At 31.5% G+C, this 22,960-nt stretch carries 25 protein-coding genes; 13 read left to right on the forward strand and 12 right to left on the reverse strand.

Going from position 1 to position 22,960, the window contains the following annotated elements:
• Window positions 1–98: 98 nt before the first annotated feature.
• A complete protein-coding gene (locus tag DK442_RS27490; protein ID WP_109439133.1) occupies window positions 99–338 on the forward strand; it encodes a CDGSH iron-sulfur domain-containing protein in 240 nt (79 codons plus the stop codon).
• Between the two features lie 52 nt (window positions 339–390).
• Here DK442_RS27490 and DK442_RS27495 read toward each other — a convergent pair whose 3' ends face one another.
• The 3 genes from DK442_RS27495 to DK442_RS27505 form a co-directional block, all read right to left on the reverse strand.
• Window positions 391–1,707, reverse strand: coding sequence for a serine hydrolase (locus DK442_RS27495; protein WP_109439134.1), 1,317 nt, complete (start codon window positions 1,705–1,707; stop codon window positions 391–393).
• A gap of 6 nt (window positions 1,708–1,713) precedes the next feature.
• Window positions 1,714–2,601 (reverse strand): TlpA disulfide reductase family protein, encoded by an 888-nt coding sequence (locus DK442_RS27500; protein ID WP_160114395.1) that lies wholly within the window; start codon window positions 2,599–2,601, stop codon window positions 1,714–1,716.
• Window positions 2,602–2,752: 151 nt separating this feature from the next.
• Window positions 2,753–3,175 (reverse strand): MotA/TolQ/ExbB proton channel family protein, encoded by a 423-nt coding sequence (locus DK442_RS27505; RefSeq protein WP_109439136.1) that lies wholly within the window; start codon window positions 3,173–3,175, stop codon window positions 2,753–2,755.
• 115 nt (window positions 3,176–3,290) lie between these two features.
• On the opposite strand from DK442_RS27505, the gene DK442_RS27510 reads away from it, so the two are divergent.
• Together DK442_RS27510 and DK442_RS27515 are read left to right on the forward strand one after the other, a co-directional pair.
• Window positions 3,291–4,457, forward strand: coding sequence for a sensor histidine kinase (locus DK442_RS27510; protein WP_235011043.1), 1,167 nt, complete (start codon window positions 3,291–3,293; stop codon window positions 4,455–4,457).
• Complete coding sequence (locus DK442_RS27515; RefSeq protein ID WP_109439137.1) at window positions 4,457–5,167, forward strand: LytTR family DNA-binding domain-containing protein; 711 nt, start codon at window positions 4,457–4,459, stop codon at window positions 5,165–5,167. Before DK442_RS27510 ends, DK442_RS27515 begins: the two co-directional genes overlap by 1 nt.
• Before the next feature lie 18 nt (window positions 5,168–5,185).
• Here the strand turns inward: DK442_RS27515 and mgrA are convergent, their stop codons facing one another.
• Both mgrA and lpdA read right to left on the reverse strand, forming a co-directional pair.
• On the reverse strand, window positions 5,186–6,205 hold the full coding sequence (mgrA, locus tag DK442_RS27520) for an L-glyceraldehyde 3-phosphate reductase (RefSeq protein WP_109439138.1): 1,020 nt from the start codon (window positions 6,203–6,205) through the stop codon (window positions 5,186–5,188).
• 158 nt (window positions 6,206–6,363) lie between these two features.
• Window positions 6,364–7,770, reverse strand: a complete 1,407-nt coding sequence (gene lpdA, locus DK442_RS27525; RefSeq protein WP_109439139.1) for a dihydrolipoyl dehydrogenase — start codon at window positions 7,768–7,770, stop codon at window positions 6,364–6,366.
• A gap of 258 nt (window positions 7,771–8,028) precedes the next feature.
• On the opposite strand from lpdA, the gene DK442_RS27530 reads away from it, so the two are divergent.
• Window positions 8,029–9,576, forward strand: a complete 1,548-nt coding sequence (locus DK442_RS27530; RefSeq protein ID WP_109439140.1) for a hypothetical protein — start codon at window positions 8,029–8,031, stop codon at window positions 9,574–9,576.
• Between the two features lie 175 nt (window positions 9,577–9,751).
• On the opposite strand, the gene DK442_RS27535 is transcribed toward DK442_RS27530, so the two are convergent.
• A complete protein-coding gene (locus DK442_RS27535) occupies window positions 9,752–11,200 on the reverse strand; it encodes a hypothetical protein (protein ID WP_109439141.1) in 1,449 nt (482 codons plus the stop codon).
• A gap of 190 nt (window positions 11,201–11,390) precedes the next feature.
• On the opposite strand from DK442_RS27535, the gene DK442_RS27540 reads away from it, so the two are divergent.
• The 4 genes from DK442_RS27540 to DK442_RS27555 are packed head-to-tail and all read left to right on the forward strand — an operon-like array spanning window position 11,391 to window position 13,626.
• Window positions 11,391–11,927: a GNAT family N-acetyltransferase gene (locus tag DK442_RS27540; RefSeq protein WP_109439231.1), complete on the forward strand. Its 537-nt coding sequence runs from the start codon at window positions 11,391–11,393 to the stop codon at window positions 11,925–11,927.
• Between the two features lie 5 nt (window positions 11,928–11,932).
• Complete coding sequence (locus DK442_RS27545; protein WP_109439142.1) at window positions 11,933–12,478, forward strand: DUF4440 domain-containing protein; 546 nt, start codon at window positions 11,933–11,935, stop codon at window positions 12,476–12,478.
• Window positions 12,479–12,504: 26 nt separating this feature from the next.
• Complete coding sequence (lspA, locus tag DK442_RS27550) at window positions 12,505–13,020, forward strand: signal peptidase II (RefSeq protein WP_109439143.1); 516 nt, start codon at window positions 12,505–12,507, stop codon at window positions 13,018–13,020.
• Window positions 13,021–13,626 carry a carboxymuconolactone decarboxylase family protein gene (locus DK442_RS27555; protein WP_109439144.1) on the forward strand — a complete coding sequence of 202 codons (606 nt, stop codon included), beginning with the start codon at window positions 13,021–13,023 and terminating at the stop codon, window positions 13,624–13,626. It begins immediately after the preceding gene.
• A gap of 4 nt (window positions 13,627–13,630) precedes the next feature.
• Here DK442_RS27555 and DK442_RS27560 read toward each other — a convergent pair whose 3' ends face one another.
• The 5 genes from DK442_RS27560 to glyA all read right to left on the reverse strand — a co-directional run bounded on the left by DK442_RS27560 (window position 13,631) and on the right by glyA (window position 18,004).
• Window positions 13,631–14,374, reverse strand: coding sequence for a phosphodiester glycosidase family protein (locus DK442_RS27560; protein ID WP_235011044.1), 744 nt, complete (start codon window positions 14,372–14,374; stop codon window positions 13,631–13,633).
• Window positions 14,375–14,377: 3 nt separating this feature from the next.
• Window positions 14,378–15,052 carry a DNA alkylation repair protein gene (locus DK442_RS27565; RefSeq protein ID WP_109439145.1) on the reverse strand — a complete coding sequence of 225 codons (675 nt, stop codon included), beginning with the start codon at window positions 15,050–15,052 and terminating at the stop codon, window positions 14,378–14,380.
• A 57-nt stretch (window positions 15,053–15,109) separates the two neighbouring features.
• On the reverse strand, window positions 15,110–15,862 hold the full coding sequence (locus tag DK442_RS27570; RefSeq protein WP_109439146.1) for a hypothetical protein: 753 nt from the start codon (window positions 15,860–15,862) through the stop codon (window positions 15,110–15,112).
• Between the two features lie 42 nt (window positions 15,863–15,904).
• Complete coding sequence (locus tag DK442_RS27575; protein ID WP_109439147.1) at window positions 15,905–16,453, reverse strand: hypothetical protein; 549 nt, start codon at window positions 16,451–16,453, stop codon at window positions 15,905–15,907.
• Window positions 16,454–16,729: 276 nt separating this feature from the next.
• Window positions 16,730–18,004 carry a serine hydroxymethyltransferase gene (gene glyA / locus DK442_RS27580; protein WP_109439148.1) on the reverse strand — a complete coding sequence of 425 codons (1,275 nt, stop codon included), beginning with the start codon at window positions 18,002–18,004 and terminating at the stop codon, window positions 16,730–16,732.
• A 307-nt stretch (window positions 18,005–18,311) separates the two neighbouring features.
• Between glyA and fahA the strand changes: the two genes are divergently transcribed.
• From fahA to DK442_RS27605, 5 genes are all read left to right on the forward strand, one after another.
• A complete protein-coding gene (gene fahA, locus DK442_RS27585; protein WP_109439149.1) occupies window positions 18,312–19,592 on the forward strand; it encodes a fumarylacetoacetase in 1,281 nt (426 codons plus the stop codon).
• A 107-nt stretch (window positions 19,593–19,699) separates the two neighbouring features.
• Window positions 19,700–20,887, forward strand: a complete 1,188-nt coding sequence (locus DK442_RS27590) for a hypothetical protein (protein WP_109439150.1) — start codon at window positions 19,700–19,702, stop codon at window positions 20,885–20,887.
• A 100-nt stretch (window positions 20,888–20,987) separates the two neighbouring features.
• Window positions 20,988–21,587, forward strand: a complete 600-nt coding sequence (locus DK442_RS27595; protein WP_109439151.1) for a Crp/Fnr family transcriptional regulator — start codon at window positions 20,988–20,990, stop codon at window positions 21,585–21,587.
• Between the two features lie 91 nt (window positions 21,588–21,678).
• Window positions 21,679–21,954, forward strand: a complete 276-nt coding sequence (locus tag DK442_RS27600; protein WP_109439152.1) for a hypothetical protein — start codon at window positions 21,679–21,681, stop codon at window positions 21,952–21,954.
• A 35-nt stretch (window positions 21,955–21,989) separates the two neighbouring features.
• Complete coding sequence (locus DK442_RS27605) at window positions 21,990–22,424, forward strand: group III truncated hemoglobin (RefSeq protein WP_109439153.1); 435 nt, start codon at window positions 21,990–21,992, stop codon at window positions 22,422–22,424.
• Here DK442_RS27605 and ytxJ read toward each other — a convergent pair.
• Window positions 22,421–22,816, reverse strand: coding sequence for a bacillithiol system redox-active protein YtxJ (gene ytxJ / locus DK442_RS27610; protein ID WP_109439154.1), 396 nt, complete (start codon window positions 22,814–22,816; stop codon window positions 22,421–22,423). The genes DK442_RS27605 and ytxJ overlap by 4 nt on opposite strands.
• Between the last annotated feature and the right edge of the window lie 144 nt (window positions 22,817–22,960).

Consider the following 22,960-nt stretch of genomic DNA (forward strand, 5'->3'; position numbering starts at 1 on the left):
TAATTTATTTTTTTATCCAAAATGAATAAGGTTGTTATCACTTATTTAAAACCAATCTTAACGTAGGATTTGATATTTTTAAAGATAAAAACATAGTTATGAAAAATAATATACGAGGTGGTGATGCGCCTATCCCTTGTCAATTAGAAGCAGATAAGAACTATGCATGGTGTAGTTGTGGACATAGTGCAGATCAGCCTTTTTGTAATGGCACACATAAAAAAGAAGGAGGTACTCCACCAACGATTTTTAGTGTCCATGAAGCTAAAGAAGCTTATTTATGCACCTGCAAAGAAACTAAAAACCCACCGTATTGTGATGGGTCTCATAAAAATTAGAAAATGAAAAATTCCTGATTCATCTAGGTGAATCAGGAATTGAATATCACTCCTACTTTCTTATAAATTCTGCTTTTTTTCCACCTAATTGTAGGATCATTTTATTTTGTTCTGGAAAAAATTCAATATGTACTCCTGCTCGATTTGATTGAAATTTGTTTTTTGCATGTGATTCTACCGGAAATGTTGGACCATTTTTTGCACTTACGATTAGTGTAGTGTCTTCTTTGGTCATGGTTATTTCAAATGGAAATTCTTCTCCTATATAAACCCCTAGATATGCATCAAGTTCTTCGGTTTTTAACTGTAATGCGGGCTTAAATTCTGGAAGTTTATATTCCAGGTCATAATATATATTAGCGACCCCAACTAATATCTCAGTCAACCCTAATATTACACCATTAGACAAATAGCTAATTGACAGTTTATCTTCTGGTACATAAATCGCTACAGATTGAAAGCCATCAATTCCTCCTGAATGACCAAAGTTTTCCTTATGGTCATAAGGAAATTGAACAAGCCCCATTCCATAACTATCTTCAAGATCTTTCATCTTAAGTAAGGATTCTTTAGACACCAGTTTATCAGAGAACAAATTATGATAAAAAATGGCTACATCTTTTGATGTAGAAACTATAGCTCCTGCACCTATAGGCACACTCATATCTGTTTCTGGTTGTAACATCCACTCTTCATCCATGTGATATGACAACGCTTCATTTTCTTTTGAATTTATTTTACTTCCATAATATGTATTCTTTAAATGACAAGGAATAATTATCCTTGATTTAAGAATTTCGGCATAACTTTTCCCTTCGATATCTTCGGCTATATAAGACAATAAGACATAATTTGTATTAGAGTATTTACCTTTCTCATCGGGTTTAAATTGAATTTCTTTTTTTTCAATTCGATCTAACATTTGTTGTCTCGTATTAGGAACCACCATCCATTTCCTAAAGTCTTTATCGTTAGTTATATTATATAAACCACTGCGATGTTTTAAAAGATGTTTTATTGTAATTTTATCAGCATTAGGAATTTTAGGAAAATAATCACTAAGAAAAGTTACTAGACTCAGCTTCTTTTCCTCGATCAATTGCATAATTATTGTTGCTGTAAATGTTTTGGTAATAGAACCTATTCTATATTTGGTATTATGACTAGCCTTTACTTTATTTTTAAGATCTGCATATCCCATAGTATGTTGATAGATTTCTATTCCGTTCTCTAAAACAGAAACACTTCCCATTCCTTTATTTTTATGATCAATCACAGAAAACAAACTATCTAGTTTTGCCTTATTAATCTTTTGTGCATTTATGGTATAGCTTATCAAAAAAGCTATAATTAATATCTTTTTTATCATAATATTTTAGTTTTTAACTGATAATCTTTTGAGTTCTTTTTTTGCTATTTCAAATGAACTATATGCGCTGTATACTCCATCTTCACCTACAATGAAATGCATCGGGATTGAACTAATTTGCAATACTCTTCTTGTTTCTTTTACTCTTTTAGAAATAAACTGCATTCCTATTGGGTTTTTATCATTTACAAACTGTTTCCACTTATGGATATCAGAATCAAATGAAATGTCTATAAACTCGATATTAGAATTTTTGCTTAGTTCTTTTTTTAGTTTTTCCAGTTCTGGTTTTTCATGCATACATGGTGGGCACCAAGTAGCCCAAAACGTAATCAAGTATGTTTTTTCTTTGATATTTTTTAAATTAAATTCAATATCTTTTTGATCATATAATGTATGATCTGGAAGGATTAACTTTCCCTTTTCCGTAAAATCCCAAAGAGTATTAGCGTTTATTAATTCTCCATGATCATTATAATCTGAATTCTCAGTTAATACGATAAGAGGCTGGAAAAACAAAAAATAGAAGAAAACACCCAAGACTCCTAGACCAGATAAAAATCTGTATCCTTTTTTAATAGAATCTCTGGTAATAGCTAAGGTAAGTGAGCCTATAATGATAAGGATAAAAATAAAAGGGATATATAAAAAACCAAAAAGATCAAAAATAAAAAAAGGTAAAAAAAGAAACGGTAGAAATTTAGGTGGTGTCTTTTTATTTATTGTACCGCTAAAAAACATACCAATTACTCCTATCAAAATCGGAATCCATTTCAATAAATTTACCTCATGAATATGTAAAGGATTAAGAAATAGAAAAAAGTAAAAGCCTATAATCATTATTAATATAGTCGCTACTATTCCAAAAATTATTTTTAGCACTATTTTTTTCATCATATTTTATTTGTATTTTCTTAGTAAAAATTAATGTTGAAAAAGTGAAGCTACAAAGTTAGAATTCATAGTTTCATTACGCTTCAGAAGTTCACCTAACAATTGATACAAGTTCAATTGAAAGGGATTTTACAAATTATTTTTTTAGGAATTATTTTTGGTCTGCTTCCTTACCGATCCAGGTAAATACAATAATCGCAGCTCTTGAAATTATAAATACAAAAAAACCAAAGATGGGAGGAAGTGCCGACACTTTTAATCCTCCGGCAAAAATACCAGTAGAAAGATCTCCAATCTGTTCGACCTGATCAAACATTTCTACCAAACCTATCAGTTGTCCTAACATTCCCCAAACCAGAGTTAAAAGGCCAATAGAACTTAATAAGCTAATGTTTTTTTGTAGGGTAGCACTTCCTTGTTTTAACGCTATTACACTTTTAATGATTAGAAAAAACGTTAACAGTAACATGATCAAAATTGGAACCATAAAAAATGGACCCCCTTCATTAATGCGGCTAAAGAGTGCTGAAAAAAAAGATTCTTTTTGTTGAAGAATAAAAAGTAATGAAATCATAGAATGATGGATTTTGAATTAGACGTATCCAAAACTAATTTTTGTTATGTTACATTTTTTCTTTTTGCGCTTACTTACCTGATTAATGTGATATTTAGCAGAATTACCTCTCAATATGAGTAAAATTAGTTCTATTTTGTTAAATACAGCTTTAAAGAGGTTATTCATCTCAAAATTATATTTCAAAACGCAAAAAATACGGATATTGTCTGTTCATATGATTTCCAGAGATTTTATACTTAAAAAAACTGCAAAGCTCCTACTCCACATTATTTTTTGGGTAATTGTATTATTCTGTTATTCCTATTTCTTTGGACATAATAGTGATAATATTAATTATGTTTTCTCATTTTCTCTCTTTTTAATGCCCGTTACTATAGGAACTACATATGCTGTTACAGACATTCTAATTCCAAAATATTTATTACACGAAAAATATGGTCTATTCATATTGTATTGTACATATACTATCATTATTTCGGCTTTCTTTATTGTAATGTCCTTTTTCTATGGTCTATTATTTCTTACCGGATTAAAAATTGGCGAAATGGCTCCGATGACCCAAAGTCCTCTATTTCTTTTTATTGCTGTATATTTTGTGGTCTTTGTAGCTAGCGCAATTAACCTTGTGCAACATAACTATACTTCTATTAGTGCAAATCAAGAATTAAAAAATAAAGTGCTCGAAGCACAGCTTAAACTTAAAGAGCAAGAACTGCATTATCTAAAAATGCAGATACATCCCCATTTTTTATTCAATACACTAAATACTATGTATGGTTTTGCTTTAAAAAAATCAGAAGAAACTCCAGAAATGATATTAAAGCTATCTAATCTTTTAGACTATCTATTGTATCAAGTAGATAAACCTTTTGTTTCGTTACAAGAAGAAATTAATCACATAGAAGATTATCTCGCCTTAGAAAAAATGCGTTTTATGAATACTTTGGACGTTTCTATGAATTTTGATAAGATAGCTCACACTATACAAATTGCACCTATGCTTTTTATTCCATTTATAGAAAACAGTTTTAAACACGGGCAAATTCGCAATCAAAAATTATCTATTATAATCGATTTAAAATATCGTAATAATAAGATACATTTTAATATCAAAAACTCTATTTTAAACACTTCTAAAGATAACGTACAAGGTATAGGGTTGACAAATATCAAGAAACGATTACAGCTGTTATATAAAGATATGCATGAATTAAACATCTCTGAAAATGATGATTGGTATCATGTACATCTCGTTTTAAAAATTACAAAACCCGTATAATGAGTACAAAAATATCATGTATTATAGTAGATGATGAGCCTACCGCAAGAGATATTATAGCAAGCCATTTATCAAAAATTGATACGGTTGACATAGTTGATATCTGCAGTAACGCAATAGAAGCTTTTAATTCTATTAACACTCAAAAAATTGATCTCATTTTTTTGGATATTAATATGCCCGAAATTTCTGGTATCTCTTTTGCTAAATCCATCAATACTAATATCAAGGTTATTTTTACCACTGCATATCGTGACTATGCTATTGATGGTTTTGACCTACATGCTGTAGATTATCTTCTTAAACCTATTTCTTTTGAGCGGCTTTTAAATGCAATTACTAACTATTTTGAAGTTTATCATAAACCTAAAGCCACCACTATAGAAAAAATTCATTCTAACAATTTTATTTTTGTAAGATCAGAACGCAGGATGAAAAAAATAGATTTCCCTGACATCATTTATATTGAAAGTTATAGTGATTATATAAAAATACATTGTACTTCTGGAACCATTATAACGAGAGAAACTATTAGTACTATAGAATCAAAATTACCTCAACAACAATTCATAAGGACACATAGGTCATATATTATTGCTATTTCCAAAATAGACTCTTTTTCTAATGAAGAAATTGTTCTACATAATAAATCTATCCCTATTAGCAGAAACTATAAAACTGAAGTCTTAGGGCGGTTAGAAAGCATATAAGATTCTAATATCCTGATTTTACTCTCCCTTAGAAATATTGTTAATGGCTACTAATTCTTCCTCAGAAAACTGTAACTGTTCTAATGCTATTATATTCTCCTTAAGTTGATTTGCAGAACTAGCGCCAATAAGTACAGAAGTTATTTGAGGTTGATTTAATAACCATGCAATAGCCATCTGAGATAATTTTTGTCCTCTTTCACGTGCTATTGCTGCCAAGCTCTGTATTCTTTTTAGATTACTCGTTAATTTTTCTTTATCCAGATATGTAAAATTCTTTGCTGCACGAGAGTCCTCTGGGATTCCGTTTAGATATTTATCTGTGAGCATTCCTTGTGCAAGAGGTGAAAAAGCAATGCATCCAACTCCATTATGCCCTAATGTTTCTAATAAACCATTTTCTACTTCTCTTTCAAAAATCGAATATCGAGCTTGATGTAATACAAAAGGGACTTTTAAATCTTGTAATAATGCTGCTGCTCTAGCAGTTTCTTCTGGTTGATAATTAGAAATACCTACATATAATGCCTTTCCTTGTCTAACAATATCAGATAGTGCAACCATAGTTTCTTCTAGTGGTGTTTCTGGATCTGGTCTATGGTGATAAAAGATATCTACATAATCTAATCCCATACGGGTAAGACTCTGATCAATACTAGCCATCAAGTATTTTCGAGATCCCCAATTTCCATAAGGGCCTGGCCACATATCATAACCAGCTTTTGTCGCTATAAAAAGCTCATCCCTATACGGTAGGAAATCTTTTTTATACAATACTCCAAAATTCTCTTCTGCAGAACCATAAGGTGGCCCATAATTATTTGCAAGATCAAAATGAGTAATTCCTAAATCAAAGGCAGACCTCAAAATTTCTCTTGCATTATGTATATTATCTACAAAACCGAAATTGTGCCAAAGTCCAAGTGATATAGCTGGTAAGAGCACTCCGCTTTTTCCACATCGATTATAAGCCATTGTTTTATAACGCTCTGGTGAAGCCTGATATTCTTTAATTCCTGTTTTATCATTAATATGCATTATACTTAGTTTTTTTGACACAGCTAATATATAGATAAGTTCGTTTTATGATTCATAAAGAAAAAATAAAAAATGAGCCACCCTAAAAAGAATGGCTCGTTATCATAATTTCCTCAAAACATCTTTCCTAAAACTGCAAGAGGATATCAATATAAAATCTATACGTGTAGCGCTCTATCATCTGTCGCTGCTAGTGCAGCTTCTTTTATAGCCTCAGTAAACGTAGGGTGTGCATGAGACATACGTGAGATATCTTCTGCCGAAGCTCTAAATTCCATAGCTGTAACAGCCTCTGCTATAAGATCAGCACAACGTGCTCCTACCATATGTACTCCTAGCACTTCATCTGTAACCTCATCTGCAAGAATTTTCACAAAACCGTCAAGATCTCCACTAGCACGTGATCTTCCCAATGCTCTAAATGGAAACTGTCCTGATTTATATTTTACTCCTGCTTCTTTTAACTCTTCTTCAGTTTTTCCTACTGCAGCTACTTCTGGCCATGTATATACTACTCCAGGAATTAAGTTGTAATCAATATGTGGTTTTTGTCCGGCAAGTGTTTCTGCAACAAAAACCCCTTCTTCCTCTGCCTTATGTGCAAGCATTGCTCCTTTAATTACATCTCCTATTGCATAAATATTTGATGTAGAAGTTTGTAGATGATCGTTCACTTCTACTTGACCTCTATCATTAAGTTTTACTCCTGCAGCTTCTGCATTTAACCCATCGGTATAAGGACGACGACCAACTGATACCAAACAATAATCTCCTTTGAATTCTACAGGGTTACCTTTTTTATCATCGGCAGTAATAACTACCTCTTTGGCTCCAGTTTTTACTCCTGTAACCTTATGTGAGGTATAAAACTTAACTCCTTGTTTTTTCATTGCTTTCTGCAATTCTCTAGAGAGTGCTTTATCCATTCCAGGAATAATTCTGTCCATATATTCCACAACAGAAACTTCTGCTCCCAAACGACGATATACTTGACCTAATTCTAACCCTATTACTCCTCCTCCAATAACAACTAGATGTTTTGGTATTTCTTTAAGTTTTAATGCTTCCGTAGAAGTAATGATTCTCTTTTTATCTATTTTGATAAATGGCAACGTAGAAGGTTTCGAACCTGTAGCAATAATAGTATGCTTAGCTTCGATAGTTTCAACAGTACTATCTGCTTTCGTAATATTAATGTGAGTTGCATCTTTAAAAGCTCCAACTCCTTCAAATACATCAATCTTATTTTTTTTCATCAGAAAATCAACACCTCCTGTAGTTTGATCAACTACTGCCTGTTTACGGGCAATCATTTTTTCAAGGTTAATCTTTACATCTCCAGGAATTTCTATACCATGATCTGCAAAATGCTTTACTGCATGTTCATAATGATGAGAAGAATCTAATAAAGCCTTACTAGGTATACAACCTACATTAAGACATGTTCCTCCAAGAGTTGTGTATTTTTCGATTATTGCTGTTTTCATACCCAGTTGTGCGCATCGAATAGCGGCTACATATCCACCAGGTCCAGAGCCAATCACGGCTACATCATATATACTCATAATAGATTATTATGTTGTGCGTATTAAATTTGAACTAACAAAGTTAAAGTATTAAAAGAAATAATTTTAAGTAAAAAGAAATAATTTAACTAGTATTATATTTTATCAAAAAGCAATATATGTATAGGCTAACAAGTTATACTTTCATCAACATAAATAATGATTAAATGAAAGAATGAGAAAATGAAGCTTTTAAAAACAAAAATCTTTGCTAATTTGCAACTTTATGTATTCTCTTAAAGACCTTTTTATATAAATATGCGTTACTTATCAACTCTTTTCTTACTTGTAGTATTAATTTTATGGAGCTCTTGTCGTAATGATTTTGAATCTGGGCCTAGTACTGGAAATTTACAATTTTCAAATGACACTCTATTTTTGGATACTGTTTTTACCAATATTGGCTCTAGTACGTATAGCTTTAAAGTATATAATCGAACAGACGATGATTTTACGATCCCCACTATTGCATTAGAACGAGGTGAAAATTCTAACTATAGACTTAATGTAGATGGTATTCCTGGAAAATCTTTTGAAGATGTTCAGGTACTTGCAAAGGATAGTATTTTTGTATTTGTAGAAACCACAACCGATATAACAAGTCAAACAACAGATACCGAGTTTTTATATACAGATCGTATATTATTTGATACAGGTGGAAATCAACAAGATGTTGATCTGGTTACCTTAATAAAAGATGCTATATTTTTATTTCCTTCTAGAGATGCTATGACAGGTGAAATAGAAACACTTTTATTAGGTTTAGATAATGAAATTAGAATTGAAGGTTTCTTCCTAGAAGACGAGCAGCTAAATTTCACCAACGAAAAGCCCTATATTATTTATGGATATGCAGCTGTTCCCGGTGGAAAAACTCTTACTATAGATGCTGGTGCAAGAATACACTTTCATGCCGATTCTGGGCTTATTGTTGCTAATGAAGGTACTCTTGTTATAAATGGTGATGTAAGTACAGATCCCGAACTCCTTGAAAATGAAGTGATTTTTGAAAGTGATCGTTTAGAACCTGGTTTTAGTGATATCCCGGGACAATGGGGTACAATATGGCTCACCGCAGGAAGTACAGGACATAGTATAAATCATGCCACAATAAAAAATGCTACGGTGGGTATATTAATGGATTCTAATGATGGCGGACCAGATCCAACACTTACCATTTCGAATACACAGATTTATAACAGTTCTAATGTCGGTCTTTTAGCTCGCACAGGTAATATACTTGGTGAAAACGTAGTTATTAATAATGCTGGACAAGTATCTCTCAATTGTTCATTAGGAGGGACTTACAATTTCAATCACTGTACTTTTACTAATTATTCTAGTATAGGAAGTGGATTTAGAGAACTTCCAACCGTCTTAATAGATAATAATCTTAGAGTAAGTGAAACAGAAGTGGTTGTTGCTGATTTAATCGAAGCCAATTTTACAAATTGTATTATTTATGGTAACCAACAACTTGAACTTATATTTAGTAGAGTTGACGGTACTGCTTTTAACTATAATTTCAAGAACAGTCTGATTAGATTCGAAGATACAGGAAATCAATTTGCTGATAATGCCTTATATGATTTTACAAATGTAGCATTGTTTGAGAATATCGTATTAAACGGAGAACCTGATTTTAAAGACCCTTTCAAGAACATGCTCAATATTGGTGATAATTCTGCAGCAAATGGAGGTGCATCTACTCCAACTTCGGGAACTGATATCCTGGGTAATCTGCGCAATACAACTTCCCCCGATATTGGTGCATATGAAAGTGCCGCTTTTGAAGAAAACAACTAATCATTCTTTTATAATCTTATAGATAATATAAAAGAACCGATACTCTTATAAATTTGTATGGATTGCAATATGAGATTGATATCGATATTATTGAAAAAAGACATCATGAAACAGAAATAAAAAATGTCCTTTAAATAATAATCTAAAGGACATTTTTTTATGTTATACAATACTACTATTCAACAGCTTTAAGAAGTGTTTGTATATGTTGATCGTCTTTTAATGTATTAATTTCATCCCTCGTTTTACCTTGACTAGATTTGATATAAGCATCAAAAATATGGCTAAGATATATTGGAGAAGTATTACCTGTAAAACTAACTCCTGCATGACATGAAAAGCAATTAGCGAGATTATCTACTGCTATTTTTGAAATACTATCTTGAAAAGTCTGGGTAAAGGTTTCCATAGAAACATTTGCGTTATTTAAAGAACCTCTTGCAAAAGATCCTGGAGTTGCTGCTCCTATTTTATATCCTAAACTTACGATCTTTTCTGCTTGTTCCTTTGGTGTCATATTATCTGTATTAATCCAAATAGAACCATTATAGAAATAATTATTCCATACATCGGTAAGTTTTGCAGACACACAAGTATTAATATCTTTAATATTATCAAAATTTTCTGGCTCTGATTGGCTTGTTTTCAAAAAACCAGAAGCATCTACAGGAACCCCATATTGAAATAAATCATACGCCATATGGGCTTTCACTGGTGCTTTGTTTGTTGTATCCCAGGTAATCCCACCTAAGCCAGTTGTTGTCCCTTTACTAAATAATAATTTCTCTGTGGATGAACTTGCTGTATTGGCAGACCAATCATAATTTGGTGCAATATCATTATGTTCAAATGTAGCCCAAATAAACTCAGGATGATTTTCTACAACACCAGTAACATGCATCCCTAACAAAGCCATCTTAGTATTTGTAAAAGTAGCACCTCCATCTGTGCTCAAAGCAGCAACAGTTGTAAAATAATTACTTTGTTTATCACTGGAAATAGCATTAATATCTACCCATGACACTTTTAACTCTAAAGAACCTACTGGAAATACTTCTAAATTATCTGCAGGCAATGTTCCATCATCTAATTGTTTTTTAAAAATCTCAGCTTGGTTTAACATTATTGGACTAGTATGAATCGAATAATATATAGTAATAGCCTCATTGGTCGCACTATTATATGCAGGATTTGTTTTTAGTATACCATTCGACCCTGCTTGTTCTGTATCTGTTAACACCACATTTGCCCCAGTCTGTTGTGGTATTTTCTCCATTAAATCACTCACTTGAATTATTGAATCCTGATTTAGAAATAAAGGGAGGTTACCATCTGGTTTTGTCAACCATAAAAATTTCTGCCATGACCATTGGTGAAAAATACAATTGGTCGTAGAAGATACATCAAAAGGACTCCCTTTTCCCTCGGCAGGAGCAGATGTTTGACTGTGTGGGAACCAGCTCGATTCACAAGCACAAGTAGTTTCTGTCTGAACTTCACTATATGTGGTTTCAGGCTCTATCTTTTCTTCTTTTTTTTCTTCCTTTTTACAAGAAGTCATACAAGCAGCCCCAATAGCTACTATTATAAAACCATGTAAAATAATTCCTGTTTTGTTTTTCATATTTGGCTGGTTATTAGGTTAGTATTCTTATAAAGAATCGTGTATAACCAAATATAATTATTATATAATGTAAATAAAAGAGGGTAAACACCTGTTTTTTTATGTAAAAAACGTTAACGTGCTCCTATATTTTTATAGAAGTATTAAATGATACTTTATATTTACATAAGCCAACATGAAAATGCTTAAAATGAATACATACATCTTTACATCTGAACGCTTAGGTTTCAGGGAATGGACGCTAGACGATCTAGAGCTCTTAACAGAAATTAATAATGATGATGATGTAATGGAATTTTTCCCCTTTAAGCCATCAAAGCAAGAAACTAAGGCTTTCATTGTACGAATGCAAGAAATGTTCGCTGAAAAAGGGTTCTGTTACTTCCCTGTTGATCTTTTAGAAAATGGAGAATGTATTGGCTTTATAGGTTTATGCGAGCAAACCTATTTAAAAGATCTCGATGTTTTTATAGATATTGGTTGGCGGCTTAAAAAAAGTATTTGGAACAAAGGATATGCTACCGAAGGTGCAAAAGCATGCCTGGATTTTGGATTTCAACAAATGGGACTAAACAAAATCTATTCTGTTGCCCCAGAGATTAATCTAAAATCAGAATTAATCATGAAAAAAATAGGAATGCAACGCATTAAAACTTTTATACATCCTAAATTATTAGATAATGACCGATTGAAACATTGCGTATTATATGAACAACAAAATATTTAACAGTTATGAAATCTAAAATAAAAATAATATTTATAATAATTCTACTCTCTTATTATTCAAATCTTGATGGTATAGCGCAAGAAACTGCTATTCATGAAAAAATTAATGCCGACATGTATGGTAATTTTTCTAAAGCCTTTGAAACATTAGATTACAATTTGTTTGCCTCTATTCATAGTAATGACATGATTCGTATTTCTGGAAATGGTGGAGAAATAAAAGGTGTTAAAACCTACCTTGAAGGATATAAAAAAAGATGGAGTAAACCCAAAGGAAAACCAGCTCTTATTGATTTTAGGTTATTCGAAAGAGTGTATTCTGAAACCCTTGTTTCTGACAGAGGTATTTATAGAGCATCGTATACTGATAATGATAATAAAGTACAATATTCATATGGCCAATTTCATGTCGTACTAAAAATGATAGAGGGTAATTGGAAAATTTTAATTGATTATGATTCTAATGAAAATGAAACTATTAACAAAGATAGTTATGATAAAGCTTTCTCTCTTTCTGAACATAAAAAATATGAGAAACATGAGAATAATTGATCGTTTCTATTACTTTTGAAATTATAATGAAAATCAAAGGAAAAATAAGAATAATACTCATACTTTCTCTGGTTTTGCTAAATATTAGCTGCGACCAGATCTCAAAAAGTGTTGTACGACAAGCAATTGAACCTTATGAACGTATAGCTGTTTTTAAAGATAATTTTGTGTTGACTAAAGTCGAAAATACAGGAGCAGCGTATAGTTTAGGTTCGGATTTAAGTCCGATACTAAAAACTATTTTATTACAAATTCTTCCGATATTCGTTTTACTAGTATTATTAAGACAAATATTAATCAAGACAAATTATTCCAGAGAAACTATTATCGGTTTTGCTTTCATTATTGGTGGAGGAATTGGAAACCTTTTTGATCGTATCATGTATGGATCGGTGACTGATTTTTTGATTTTGGATCTAGGTATTTTTAAAACTGAAATATTTAACCTAGCAGATGTTTCTATTATGCTAGGATCAATGTTAGTATTATTTAGTGCTCTTTTCAGTAAAAAAGGGTCATTTTTTAGAGAAAAACTTCAATAAATGAGTTGGATAAAGGAAATAGCATATAAAAATGCTACAGGTCAATTAAAAAAGATTTATGACCGTATCAAGGGCCCTGACAATAATGTAGATAATGTTTTATCTATTCATAGCTTACGACCACATACCCTTATAGGTCACATGGGATTATATAAAAATGTACTTCATAATTCGAATAACACACTACCAAAGTGGTATTTGGAAACACTTGGTGTTTATGTGAGTAATTTGAACCAATGCAGCTATTGTGTTGATCATCACGCTGCCGGGTTAAAACGTTTGCTCAATGATGAAACTACTTTTCAGGGAATTATGTCTTCTATCATAAAAGATCAACCAGAACTTCATTTTAAATATCAATATTTAGAGGGCTTACATTATGCAAAACAATTAACACTATCTCATCACACTATTACAGAAGCAGATATTCATAAACTTAGAGAGCAACAATTATCTGATGGAGAAATATTAGAAATTAATCAAGTAGTTAGCTATTTCAATTATGTAAATAGAACTGTCGTTGGTCTGGGTGTAAATACTGATGGAGACATTATCGGACTTTCTCCCAATAATAGTGACGATGCAGAAAATTGGAGCCATTCATAAGCATCTAAGGATTAGTTTTTATTTCTCCTATAATCACTCCAAAATCTCCATCCAATTGCTCCCAATTCTCTGAAGGCAAATATGTTCTAGACACAAAACCATCTAGATACAGTGCATTCTTGCAGCCGTTTTGTTTAAAATACGATGCAAAATCATAGAAGTTTATTTTTTCTTTTGACATTGCAAAAAGTAAATTTCCATTAGGAAGAATTCCTACTCCGTTTCTGATATGAACATTAACAGAACCTTCAGTAAACTTAGGGTGAATTTTATTATCAATCAATAACATTGGCCCTGATTGAGTCGCATATTTTATATCACTATTACTGTTAAACTTAGTTGTCGGGCATATAATAGGGGTGTTATCTATGGTTAAATAGAAAATACCATTGGGCTGCAAATAAAAGTTTCCATATCCTTTATCCACGGTATCTATTTTTGCCTTACGAACTCCGTTTTCTATATATAATCCCTGTGGTGTCCTATCTTTATTATACATACCTCCATTCATGGCAAAAACTAACTGTTTATTTTCTTCCTCTAATTTTGTTTTTAGATTGTTTAGGCTTGCATATGTATTTCCGTTCTTATCTTTCCAATAAAAATGTACCTCTTGTTCTTTAGGGTTAATAATGTGACTAATTAATTTTGATTCATCAATCCTATTACCCAATGATTGAATTGAATAAAAGCTACTTAGACCAACGAGTAAACTTATACTTACTATAACACCTATTCTTCTTATCAATTTTTAATTCTTTTTAATTAATCTTAAAGCTTCTTTTCTACTTAACCTACTCAATTCTGTCTTGTTCGTAAATTCTACAACCCATTCTGGATTTGTTCTACTGTACTCTCTCAACACCCAACCAATAGCTTTATTAATAAAAAATTCTTGAGTCCCGGTTAATGAATTAATCACATAACTCAAAAACACGGGATCTAATTTTTCTTTATACTTCAGTTGAAATAGCAAACATGATCTTTGCAACCATATATGATTAGATGCAAGCCATTTTTTTATATAAATATCCCTTTGTTCTGGATACATCTTAAAATATTCACCAATTAATTTTGTGGCAATAAAATCAATTGTATCCCACCAGGATTTATGAATCACCATGAATTCAAAAAGTTCAATATCTTCTTTTTCAAACTGCTTTACATATTTTAAGGTAAGCTCTTGTCCAAAATGTTGAAAATCTCTTTGAGGTTTCTCCCAAAGTATTTTAACAATTTGATGTAATTCGCCTTTTTTCGGGAGAAATTCTTTAATAAAAAATGGTTTTTGAATTTCTCTTCTTTGGGTTGCTTTGAGTCCGAAAAACTCAAATTGACCCCTCATATAAGCCTTTTGATCCAATGCAATAGTTGGGTTTCCATTTTTCTTGAATTCACTCTCTATTGTTTGTATATATTCTTTCATTATATTAGGCTTTCATGAGGAAAAAGAGATTTTGAAATCTTTTTTCACATCAATACTCTATTCCTTATCAGAAGAATTAGTATTATATTTCTTCCATTTACTCAGAAAAATTGAATCATTTTCTATAAATCTCTCTCCTGTTCTATATTTGATGAATTCATTTCTTCCTGTTATACTAGTATCTTTATACACTTCATTATAAAAATCAATATATTCTTTTTTTTCTTTCTCTAATGTTTTCCGAAGAGAAACATAAATATTTGATTCTGGATTCGATTTTCTCCATATACCATATATAGTCATATTTGAAGTATATCGAGTTGTACTGATCAAACTATCATTTACTATGAGATCCATACTTTTACTATGGTATATAATTTTTTCGGGATAGTCTATTTCTTTTTTATAAAACCTGTTTTCTTTATAAGAGAAGATTCCATGTTCGCCAATAGGACTGTATGGATTAGTTTTTGTAACCTTAACAAAACCAAACTCTGTATCAGAGATACGGTTTATGATTAATATCCCTTTATATATACTATAATCGTGTATTTTTTCTGGCCCATTTCCAAACCCTTCTATAAGATCATATCGTCCTTCTATATCAGGAACAGTAATGTCATCGGAGGAGGTTTTCTGTTTTTCCATATTGTTTTCATCAGATGTAGCGTTTACATCCTCTATCTCTACTTTATTCTTTGTAGATGTAGACTGTTGTTTTTTATTACACCCTGTCAATACAACAGTTATTATGATCAACATCGAAATAAGTGTACTCTGTATATTCATAACATTCATGTATTTGTTCATCTGTATTGTTCTAGAATATTACATTTTGAATAAAAAGAGAGTCTAATTCTTTTTGTTTTTCATAATCCTTGATTTTCTTAATATCTCGGCATATATATTAGCTTGTTCAAGAAATTCAGTTTCCTTAAAAGTTCTTTCTAATAAGGGCTTTCCTTTATTGAGTTCTTTTATAAGTTTATAATTTTCAAAATAATATCTTCCTTCAAATTTAATTTCGAGTTTAGATGTATCAAAATGCATCCATTCTCCTGATTCATCAAAAACATCCTTAAACTTATTTTCCCGCTGATACGCAAAAAACACGTCCCCGTCTTTTAAGTAATAATCTGTTATGACAACTCCATAAGAAGGTCCCATCCATTCGGTAATTTTCACCAAATGATCACTCTCAAAAAAACCAGTAATCTGACCTCCTCCATCTGGTATATATTCCATAAATTCTTCATTATTCAAATCAATCTTTTTTAATGTTGTGCTCGAATTGATACGTTGAAACTCTTTTCTGATTTTTAGAATAGATTCATCTATATTCTGTGATATACTAATAAAAGGCCATATCAATACGAATATGAGTAATTTTATATTTTTCATAACTCTATGGTGATAACCAATCCAAATTTAAATACATAATTCGTTAAAAACTTCCTTACCAGCAAATTTATTATTGGGGATAATTCTAGATCAAATCATATTTTATAATGAATCCAAAGATCAGGAATATAAAATATGTAAACTACCCTATTTCTAGTGAAAAACTGATACTATTCGCCGTTTCTAATAGATAATAATGTAAATCTATCGTATTAAATACGAAAAGCGCATTATCTACTAATAAGACAATGCGCTTTAATTATTATAATTAATCTGCTAAGCTATAAATAATGGTTTGTCTGCCATCATAGCATTTACTTCGTTAGCAATATCATGTAATGCTTCTTCATTCTCTACATTAACAATTACTTTGTCAATTAATTCTACAATAGCAAGCATATCATTTTCTACAAGTCCGCGTGTAGTAACTGCAGCCACACCTATTCTAATTCCTGAAGTAACAAATGGAGATTTATCATCAAAAGGTACCATATTTTTATTTACAGTAATTTCTGCAACACCAAGAGCTTCTTCAGCCTGCTTCCCTGTTACTCCTTTATTACGTAAATCGATTAACATCATATGATTATCTGTACCTCCAGAAATCACTTCATATCCTTTTTTCACAAATGCTTCAGCCATAACCGCTGCATTTTTCTTTACTTGTACTATATAGTGCAAAAATTCATCGGTTAACGCCTCTCCAAACGCAATAGCTTTTGCAGCAATGATGTGCTCTAAAGGTCCACCTTGATTTCCTGGAAAAACAGCACTATCAAACAAAGAAGACATCATACGCTTCTTTCCACTTTTTAAAGTAATTCCAAAAGGATTTTCAAAATCTTTACCCATAAGGATCAACCCTCCTCTTGGACCTCTAAGCGTCTTATGTGTAGTCGTCGTTACTACATGACAGTGCGGAACAGGATCAGAAATAACACCTTTTGCTATTAAGCCTGCTGGATGTGCAATATCAGCCATAAGAATTGCACCTACACTATCTGCAATCTCTCTAAATCTTTTATAATCGATTTCTCTTGAATATGCAGACGCTCCGGCAATGATCATTTGTGGCTTTTCTGTTGTCGCAATTTCCTGAATCTTGTCATAATTTAATTCTCCCGTCTCTTTTTCTACACCATAAAAAACCGGGTTGTATAATTTTCCTGAAAAATTAACCGGAGACCCATGAGTCAAATGTCCTCCATGAGAAAGATCAAAACCTAATATTTTATCTCCAGGTTTAAGACATGCATGATATACCGCAGTATTCGCTTGCGAGCCAGAATGTGGTTGCACATTAGCATACTCTGCTCCAAACAATTCTTTTGCACGATCAATAGCAATCTGTTCTACAACATCTACTACTGCACATCCGCCATAATAACGTTTTCCGGGATATCCCTCGGCATATTTATTAGTTAGTACAGATCCGGCAGCTTCCATCACTTGTTCACTTACAAAATTTTCTGAAGCGATAAGTTCTAATCCGTTGATCTGACGTTCTCTTTCGTCCTGAATTAAATCAAAAATTTGTTCGTCGCGTTGCATGTATTCTCAATTTGTTAATAAAAGTGCAAAAATAGGAAATACATTCATTAAATTAGATGAAATGAATAGTAATAAATATGAACATTTTCTTAACAACATAGCAGATAAGAGAATTGTATATTATCTATTTTTACTACTCTTATCGAGAAGACTCTTCAATAAGAAGGCTTAATAAATATTATTATTACAATCAATTATATTCTTTTGTAAAATTTTAATTAATTTTCACACAATTAAAAATTTTTAAACGAGCGAAAATTATATATTTGATTTTAAGAATTACCAACAATCTATTAAAAAAACAATAATGCCCATAACCGCAAATTATCCAGATAGAAAAACGTGGATTAAAACCCCTCTTAAAACTGATTTTCCAATTCAGAATATTCCTTTTGGTGTTTTCCTTACCAGGGATGATATTATTACCATAGGAACACGTATTGGTGATACTGCTATTGACTTAGGAGCTCTTCATCAGTTGGGTTATTTTGAAGGAATTCCTTTAACCGATGATATTTTTTTACAAGATTCTTTAAATGACTTTATTTCTGACGGAAAAAAAACATGGAGGTTAGTTCGTAATAGAATTGCGGATATTTTTGACGCTACCAATGACAGTCTAAAAAACAATGAAAAACATAGAAAAGAAGTATTATTCTCTCTAGATGAAATCGAAATGCAATTACCTGTTAGCATTGGAGATTATACTGATTTTTATAGTAGTATTGAGCATGCTACAAATGTAGGAAAGATGTTTAGAGATCCAGAAAATGCTCTACTTCCTAATTGGTTACATATGCCTGTTGGGTATCATGGACGAAGTAGTTCTATAATTCCATCTGGTATTCCTGTTCATCGTCCGCAAGGTCAAAAACTAACTAATGGTGCTACAGAGCCAATTTTTGGTCCTTCGAGATTAGTCGATTTCGAACTTGAAATGGCATTTATAACTACAGATGCAAATCAATTGGGAGAACCAATCCCTATTGAAGAAGCTGAGGATTATATTTTTGGGATGGTGCTTTTTAATGATTGGAGTGCAAGAGATATACAAAAATGGGAATATGTACCTCTTGGTCCTTTTTTAGGTAAAAACTTTGCCTCATCAATATCACCATGGATTGTTACTCTTGATGCATTAGAACCTTATAGAACTGAGGGTCCAAAACCATTAAAAAAACAACTGCCCTATCTTCAATATAAAGGCAAAAAGAGTTTTGACATCAATCTTGAAGTAGCTATTCAACCAGAAAAAGAAAAAGAAACTATCATATCCAGAAGTAATTTTAAACATATGTACTGGAATATGGCACAACAACTCACACATCATACCATAAATGGGTGTCCCGTTAATTCTGGAGACATGATGGGAAGTGGAACTTTATCAGGTCCAACTCCAGAATCTTATGGTTCTATGTTAGAATTAAGCTGGCGAGGAGAGAAACCAGTTCAGTTAGATTCTGGTGGAAGTCGTAAATTTGTTGAAGATAATGATACCGTGACTATAAGAGGGTATTGTGAAAAGAATGGAGTACGTATTGGGTTTGGAGAAGTTTCTACTAAATTACTTCCTGTTTTCAAAAAATAAAATAATCGCAACCGTTATAAAACCTCGGAAAACTCAATTTCGAGGTTTTTTTTATTATCTTTTGGCATTAAAGTTGATTTTATGACCCCAATCAAAATACTATTGACATGAAAAAACTATTACTTCTAGTACTTACATTTGTTTTTGCTGTTTCTTGTAGCAGTGTAAAGAAAACCGAAAAGGCACTTAATACAGGAAACTACGATCAAGCTATAAATATTGCTTTAAACAAACTTAAGACCAATAAAGATAAAAAGGGTAAGCAACCTTATATTCTTATGTTAGAACAGGCATATGCAAAAGTTATTGAGAGAGATAAAAATGCTGTGGCCTACCTAGAAAAAGAAGGGAATCCTGCAAATTTAGAACGTATTTTTAATACATATACTACTTTAAAAAGTCGACAAGAACGTATCAAACCTCTTCTACCACTTTACCTTGTAGAAGAAGGACGTAATGCAAATTTTTCTATCGATAATTATGATCAGAGAATTATAAGTACAAAAGATAAACTTTCTAAGTACCTTTTTGATAATGCTAAAACACTTTTATCCTCTGCAAAACAAAAATCAGATTACAGAGCGGTATATGATGATTTAATATACCTTGATAAAATCACCCCTAACTATAAGAATACAAAAGAGATGATAGAAGAAGCTCATCTCAAAGGGACAGATTTTGTAAGAGTTACTATGAAAAATAACACAGACGTCATTATCCCAAGAAGATTAGAAAGTGATTTGCTAAATTTTGGTACGTATGGTCTTGATGATTTATGGACAGTATATCATAGCCAACCTCAACGTTCTGTAAAATATGATTATGCAATGGAAGTTTCCTTGAGAGAAATTAATATCTCTCCAGAACAGATAAAAGAACGTCAACTAGAAAAGGAAAAACTAGTTAAAGATGGTTGGGAATATTTACTAGATGAAAATGATGAAATAGTGGTAGATGATAAAGGGGAAAAAGTAAAAGTAGATAAAATGGTAAAAGTTCGTTGCGAGTATTATGAATTCACTCAGTTTAAAGCAGCGAATGTAGTGGGTAATGTTCAATACAGAAATCTTAGAACCAGACAACTTTTAGAAACTTTCCCTATATCTAGTGAATATGTATTTCAACATATTTATGCCAATTATAGTGGTGATAAACGTGCATTAGAAGATGGTTTACTGGGATATCTGGGACTTAAAGCAGTTCAATTTCCATCTAATGAGCAAATGGTTTATGACTCAGGTGAAGATTTAAAAAATAAACTAAAGAATATTATTACTAATTATCGTTTTAAATAGTAACGATAGACCTCTTGTCTTGCACAACAAGATTTCTTATAGTATTAGCCATATCACTATTGAATTTTGACGGATAATATGATCCATAGAAAAATTTAGCATGATAGATAATGAAAAATTACTTAACTCGGGGGCTGTTTTAAAAAAATATAAACGAGGTGAACAACTTTTTGAAGAAGGTACTATAGCTCGCTATTATTATCAGGTGCATGCTGGCGAGATTAAAATGAATAACTATAATGAAGAAGGCAAAGAGTACATACAAGGTATTTTTGCAAAAGAAAAGAGTTTTGGCGAACCTCCTTTATTTTCAGATTTCAAATACCCTGCGAATGCAGAAGCAATTATAGATTCTGAGGTTTGGCAATTATCCAAGGAGAAATTTTTAAAACTCTTAGAAGAAAATCCTAAGATTCATTATAAATTTACCAGCACACTTGCTTCTCGTTTGTATTACAAAGCTATTATGGTTTCAGAAATATCAACTCAGGAACCAGAGCATCGTATTTTAAGAATATTAGATTATTTTAAAAAGAATAATGATCCCCAAATAACATCTTCAAAAACATATAAAGTAGAACTCACAAGACAACAACTTGCCGATTTAACCGGATTACGTGTAGAAACTGTAATAAGGAGCATTAAAAAGTTAGAGCAAAAAGGAGAACTTTTAATCAAAAATCGAAAAGTTTATCGATAAATCAGTGGTTGTACTAGCTTTATGATCTTGATCATAAATCCATACCTCTTCCTTGAAATACCTTTGTAATATATATCTAAAATCTATTGTTATGTATTCAAGGTTATTAAAAGATTTCAAAGAAATGTATATGGCATATATACCATTAATGATCATACTTTCCAGTTGTCTGGGATCAGTCGCTGCAATGGTTATTCTTATGCAAGATCGATCTACAGCACAAGTTATAGAACTTTCTCTTTGTGTGATCGCGTGCATGACATTTAACGCCTCTATTTTAGCTCAAATGAAAGCCAAAATAGTATTTAATTTACTAATAGTTAGTTTACTTATTAATAGCATTATTATCCTTTTAAGTCTCATATAAACTAACAGACTTATGAATATTGAAAATTTGAGTTTATGAAAAGTGATATAAGGAGTAGAGATGATGTTTATCTATTAATCACCTCATTCTATTCAAAAATTAGAGAAGAACCTACACTTGGTCCTCTTTTTAATCATGTAATCCAGGATTGGGATGCACATCTAGAAAGGTTAACTGACTTCTGGGAAACCAATCTTTTATTTGTTGCAAAATATAAAGGTAATCCTATCAAAGTACACCAAGAAGTCGATCAAGTTTTTAAGGGTACTATTACAGAAAAACACTTTGGTATTTGGCTTAACATATGGATAGAAACACTTGATAAACTCTTTTTTGGAGAAAAAGTAGAACTTGCAAAAAGAAGAGCCCGAAAAATGTCAACTCACCTATTCATAAAAATGTTTGAGTCTAGAAATTCTAATAAAACAATATGCCCATTTCTAGATGAAAAAAGCAAAAATATTTTTTAAATATATTGATGTAAAACCTGAGGTGTAATCATACTATGTGAAGAATGATGAACCACTACTCCATTGCGAATTACAATAAATTGTGGTGACTCATGAAAAACCTGAAATTTTGCAGACACCTCTGAAGAAACATCTCTATGATTCAATAAATCCAAATAATAAAGATCTACCTGACTCTCTGTTAGATCAAAACTACTTTCAAAATTTCTAATCACCATTCTACTAATTCCACATCGTGTAGAATGTTTAAAAATTGCTTGTGTTTTAGTCTTTGAAGCTTCTGCTATTTTATCCAATTGAGGTATCGAATTAAGCTCTTGCCATGGCAGAGCTTGTTTTTCTTCTTTAGATTCTTTCTCTTCAGATCCAAATAATTTACCTAATATTCCCATTGTTATTTCTTATACTAAATTATTGCAAACTTAGTCAAATGCATTTTAAAACTGACTATAATTATTTATTTGTCGTTGTAAAACCCTTAACTTTACATTTAGCCAAAAAGTCAGTAAACCTCGAGTAAAAACAGACATTTTGAC

Source organism: Aquimarina sp. AU119 (assembly GCF_900312735.1).
GTDB lineage: Bacteria > Bacteroidota > Bacteroidia > Flavobacteriales > Flavobacteriaceae > Aquimarina > Aquimarina algiphila.

Bases quoted from the DNA above. Each gene is read 5' to 3' on its own strand.
- DK442_RS27505 (WP_109439136.1), bottom strand. From the start codon at position 3,175: ATGATTTCATTACTTTTTATTCTTCAACAAAAAGAATCTTTTTTTTCA.
- lpdA (WP_109439139.1), bottom strand. From the start codon at position 7,770: ATGAGTATATATGATGTAGCCGTGATTGGCTCTGGACCTGGTGGATAT.
- ytxJ (WP_109439154.1), bottom strand. From the start codon at position 22,816: ATGGGAATATTAGGTAAATTATTTGGATCTGAAGAGAAAGAATCTAAA.
- DK442_RS27575 (WP_109439147.1), bottom strand. From the start codon at position 16,453: ATGAAAAATATAAAATTACTCATATTCGTATTGATATGGCCTTTTATT.
- DK442_RS27510 (WP_235011043.1), top strand. From the start codon at position 3,291: ATGAGTAAAATTAGTTCTATTTTGTTAAATACAGCTTTAAAGAGGTTA.
- DK442_RS27500 (WP_160114395.1), bottom strand. From the start codon at position 2,601: ATGAAAAAAATAGTGCTAAAAATAATTTTTGGAATAGTAGCGACTATA.
- DK442_RS27565 (WP_109439145.1), bottom strand. From the start codon at position 15,052: ATGAAAGAATATATACAAACAATAGAGAGTGAATTCAAGAAAAATGGA.
- mgrA (WP_109439138.1), bottom strand. From the start codon at position 6,205: ATGCATATTAATGATAAAACAGGAATTAAAGAATATCAGGCTTCACCA.
- DK442_RS27600 (WP_109439152.1), top strand. From the start codon at position 21,679: ATGTATTCAAGGTTATTAAAAGATTTCAAAGAAATGTATATGGCATAT.
- DK442_RS27530 (WP_109439140.1), top strand. From the start codon at position 8,029: ATGCGTTACTTATCAACTCTTTTCTTACTTGTAGTATTAATTTTATGG.
- DK442_RS27595 (WP_109439151.1), top strand. From the start codon at position 20,988: ATGATAGATAATGAAAAATTACTTAACTCGGGGGCTGTTTTAAAAAAA.
- DK442_RS27515 (WP_109439137.1), top strand. From the start codon at position 4,457: ATGAGTACAAAAATATCATGTATTATAGTAGATGATGAGCCTACCGCA.
- DK442_RS27570 (WP_109439146.1), bottom strand. From the start codon at position 15,862: ATGAACAAATACATGAATGTTATGAATATACAGAGTACACTTATTTCG.
- DK442_RS27555 (WP_109439144.1), top strand. From the start codon at position 13,021: ATGAGTTGGATAAAGGAAATAGCATATAAAAATGCTACAGGTCAATTA.
- lspA (WP_109439143.1), top strand. From the start codon at position 12,505: ATGAAAATCAAAGGAAAAATAAGAATAATACTCATACTTTCTCTGGTT.
- DK442_RS27590 (WP_109439150.1), top strand. From the start codon at position 19,700: ATGAAAAAACTATTACTTCTAGTACTTACATTTGTTTTTGCTGTTTCT.
- DK442_RS27540 (WP_109439231.1), top strand. From the start codon at position 11,391: ATGAATACATACATCTTTACATCTGAACGCTTAGGTTTCAGGGAATGG.
- glyA (WP_109439148.1), bottom strand. From the start codon at position 18,004: ATGCAACGCGACGAACAAATTTTTGATTTAATTCAGGACGAAAGAGAA.
- DK442_RS27545 (WP_109439142.1), top strand. From the start codon at position 11,933: ATGAAATCTAAAATAAAAATAATATTTATAATAATTCTACTCTCTTAT.
- DK442_RS27495 (WP_109439134.1), bottom strand. From the start codon at position 1,707: ATGATAAAAAAGATATTAATTATAGCTTTTTTGATAAGCTATACCATA.
- DK442_RS27535 (WP_109439141.1), bottom strand. From the start codon at position 11,200: ATGAAAAACAAAACAGGAATTATTTTACATGGTTTTATAATAGTAGCT.
- DK442_RS27605 (WP_109439153.1), top strand. From the start codon at position 21,990: ATGAAAAGTGATATAAGGAGTAGAGATGATGTTTATCTATTAATCACC.
- fahA (WP_109439149.1), top strand. From the start codon at position 18,312: ATGCCCATAACCGCAAATTATCCAGATAGAAAAACGTGGATTAAAACC.
- DK442_RS27490 (WP_109439133.1), top strand. From the start codon at position 99: ATGAAAAATAATATACGAGGTGGTGATGCGCCTATCCCTTGTCAATTA.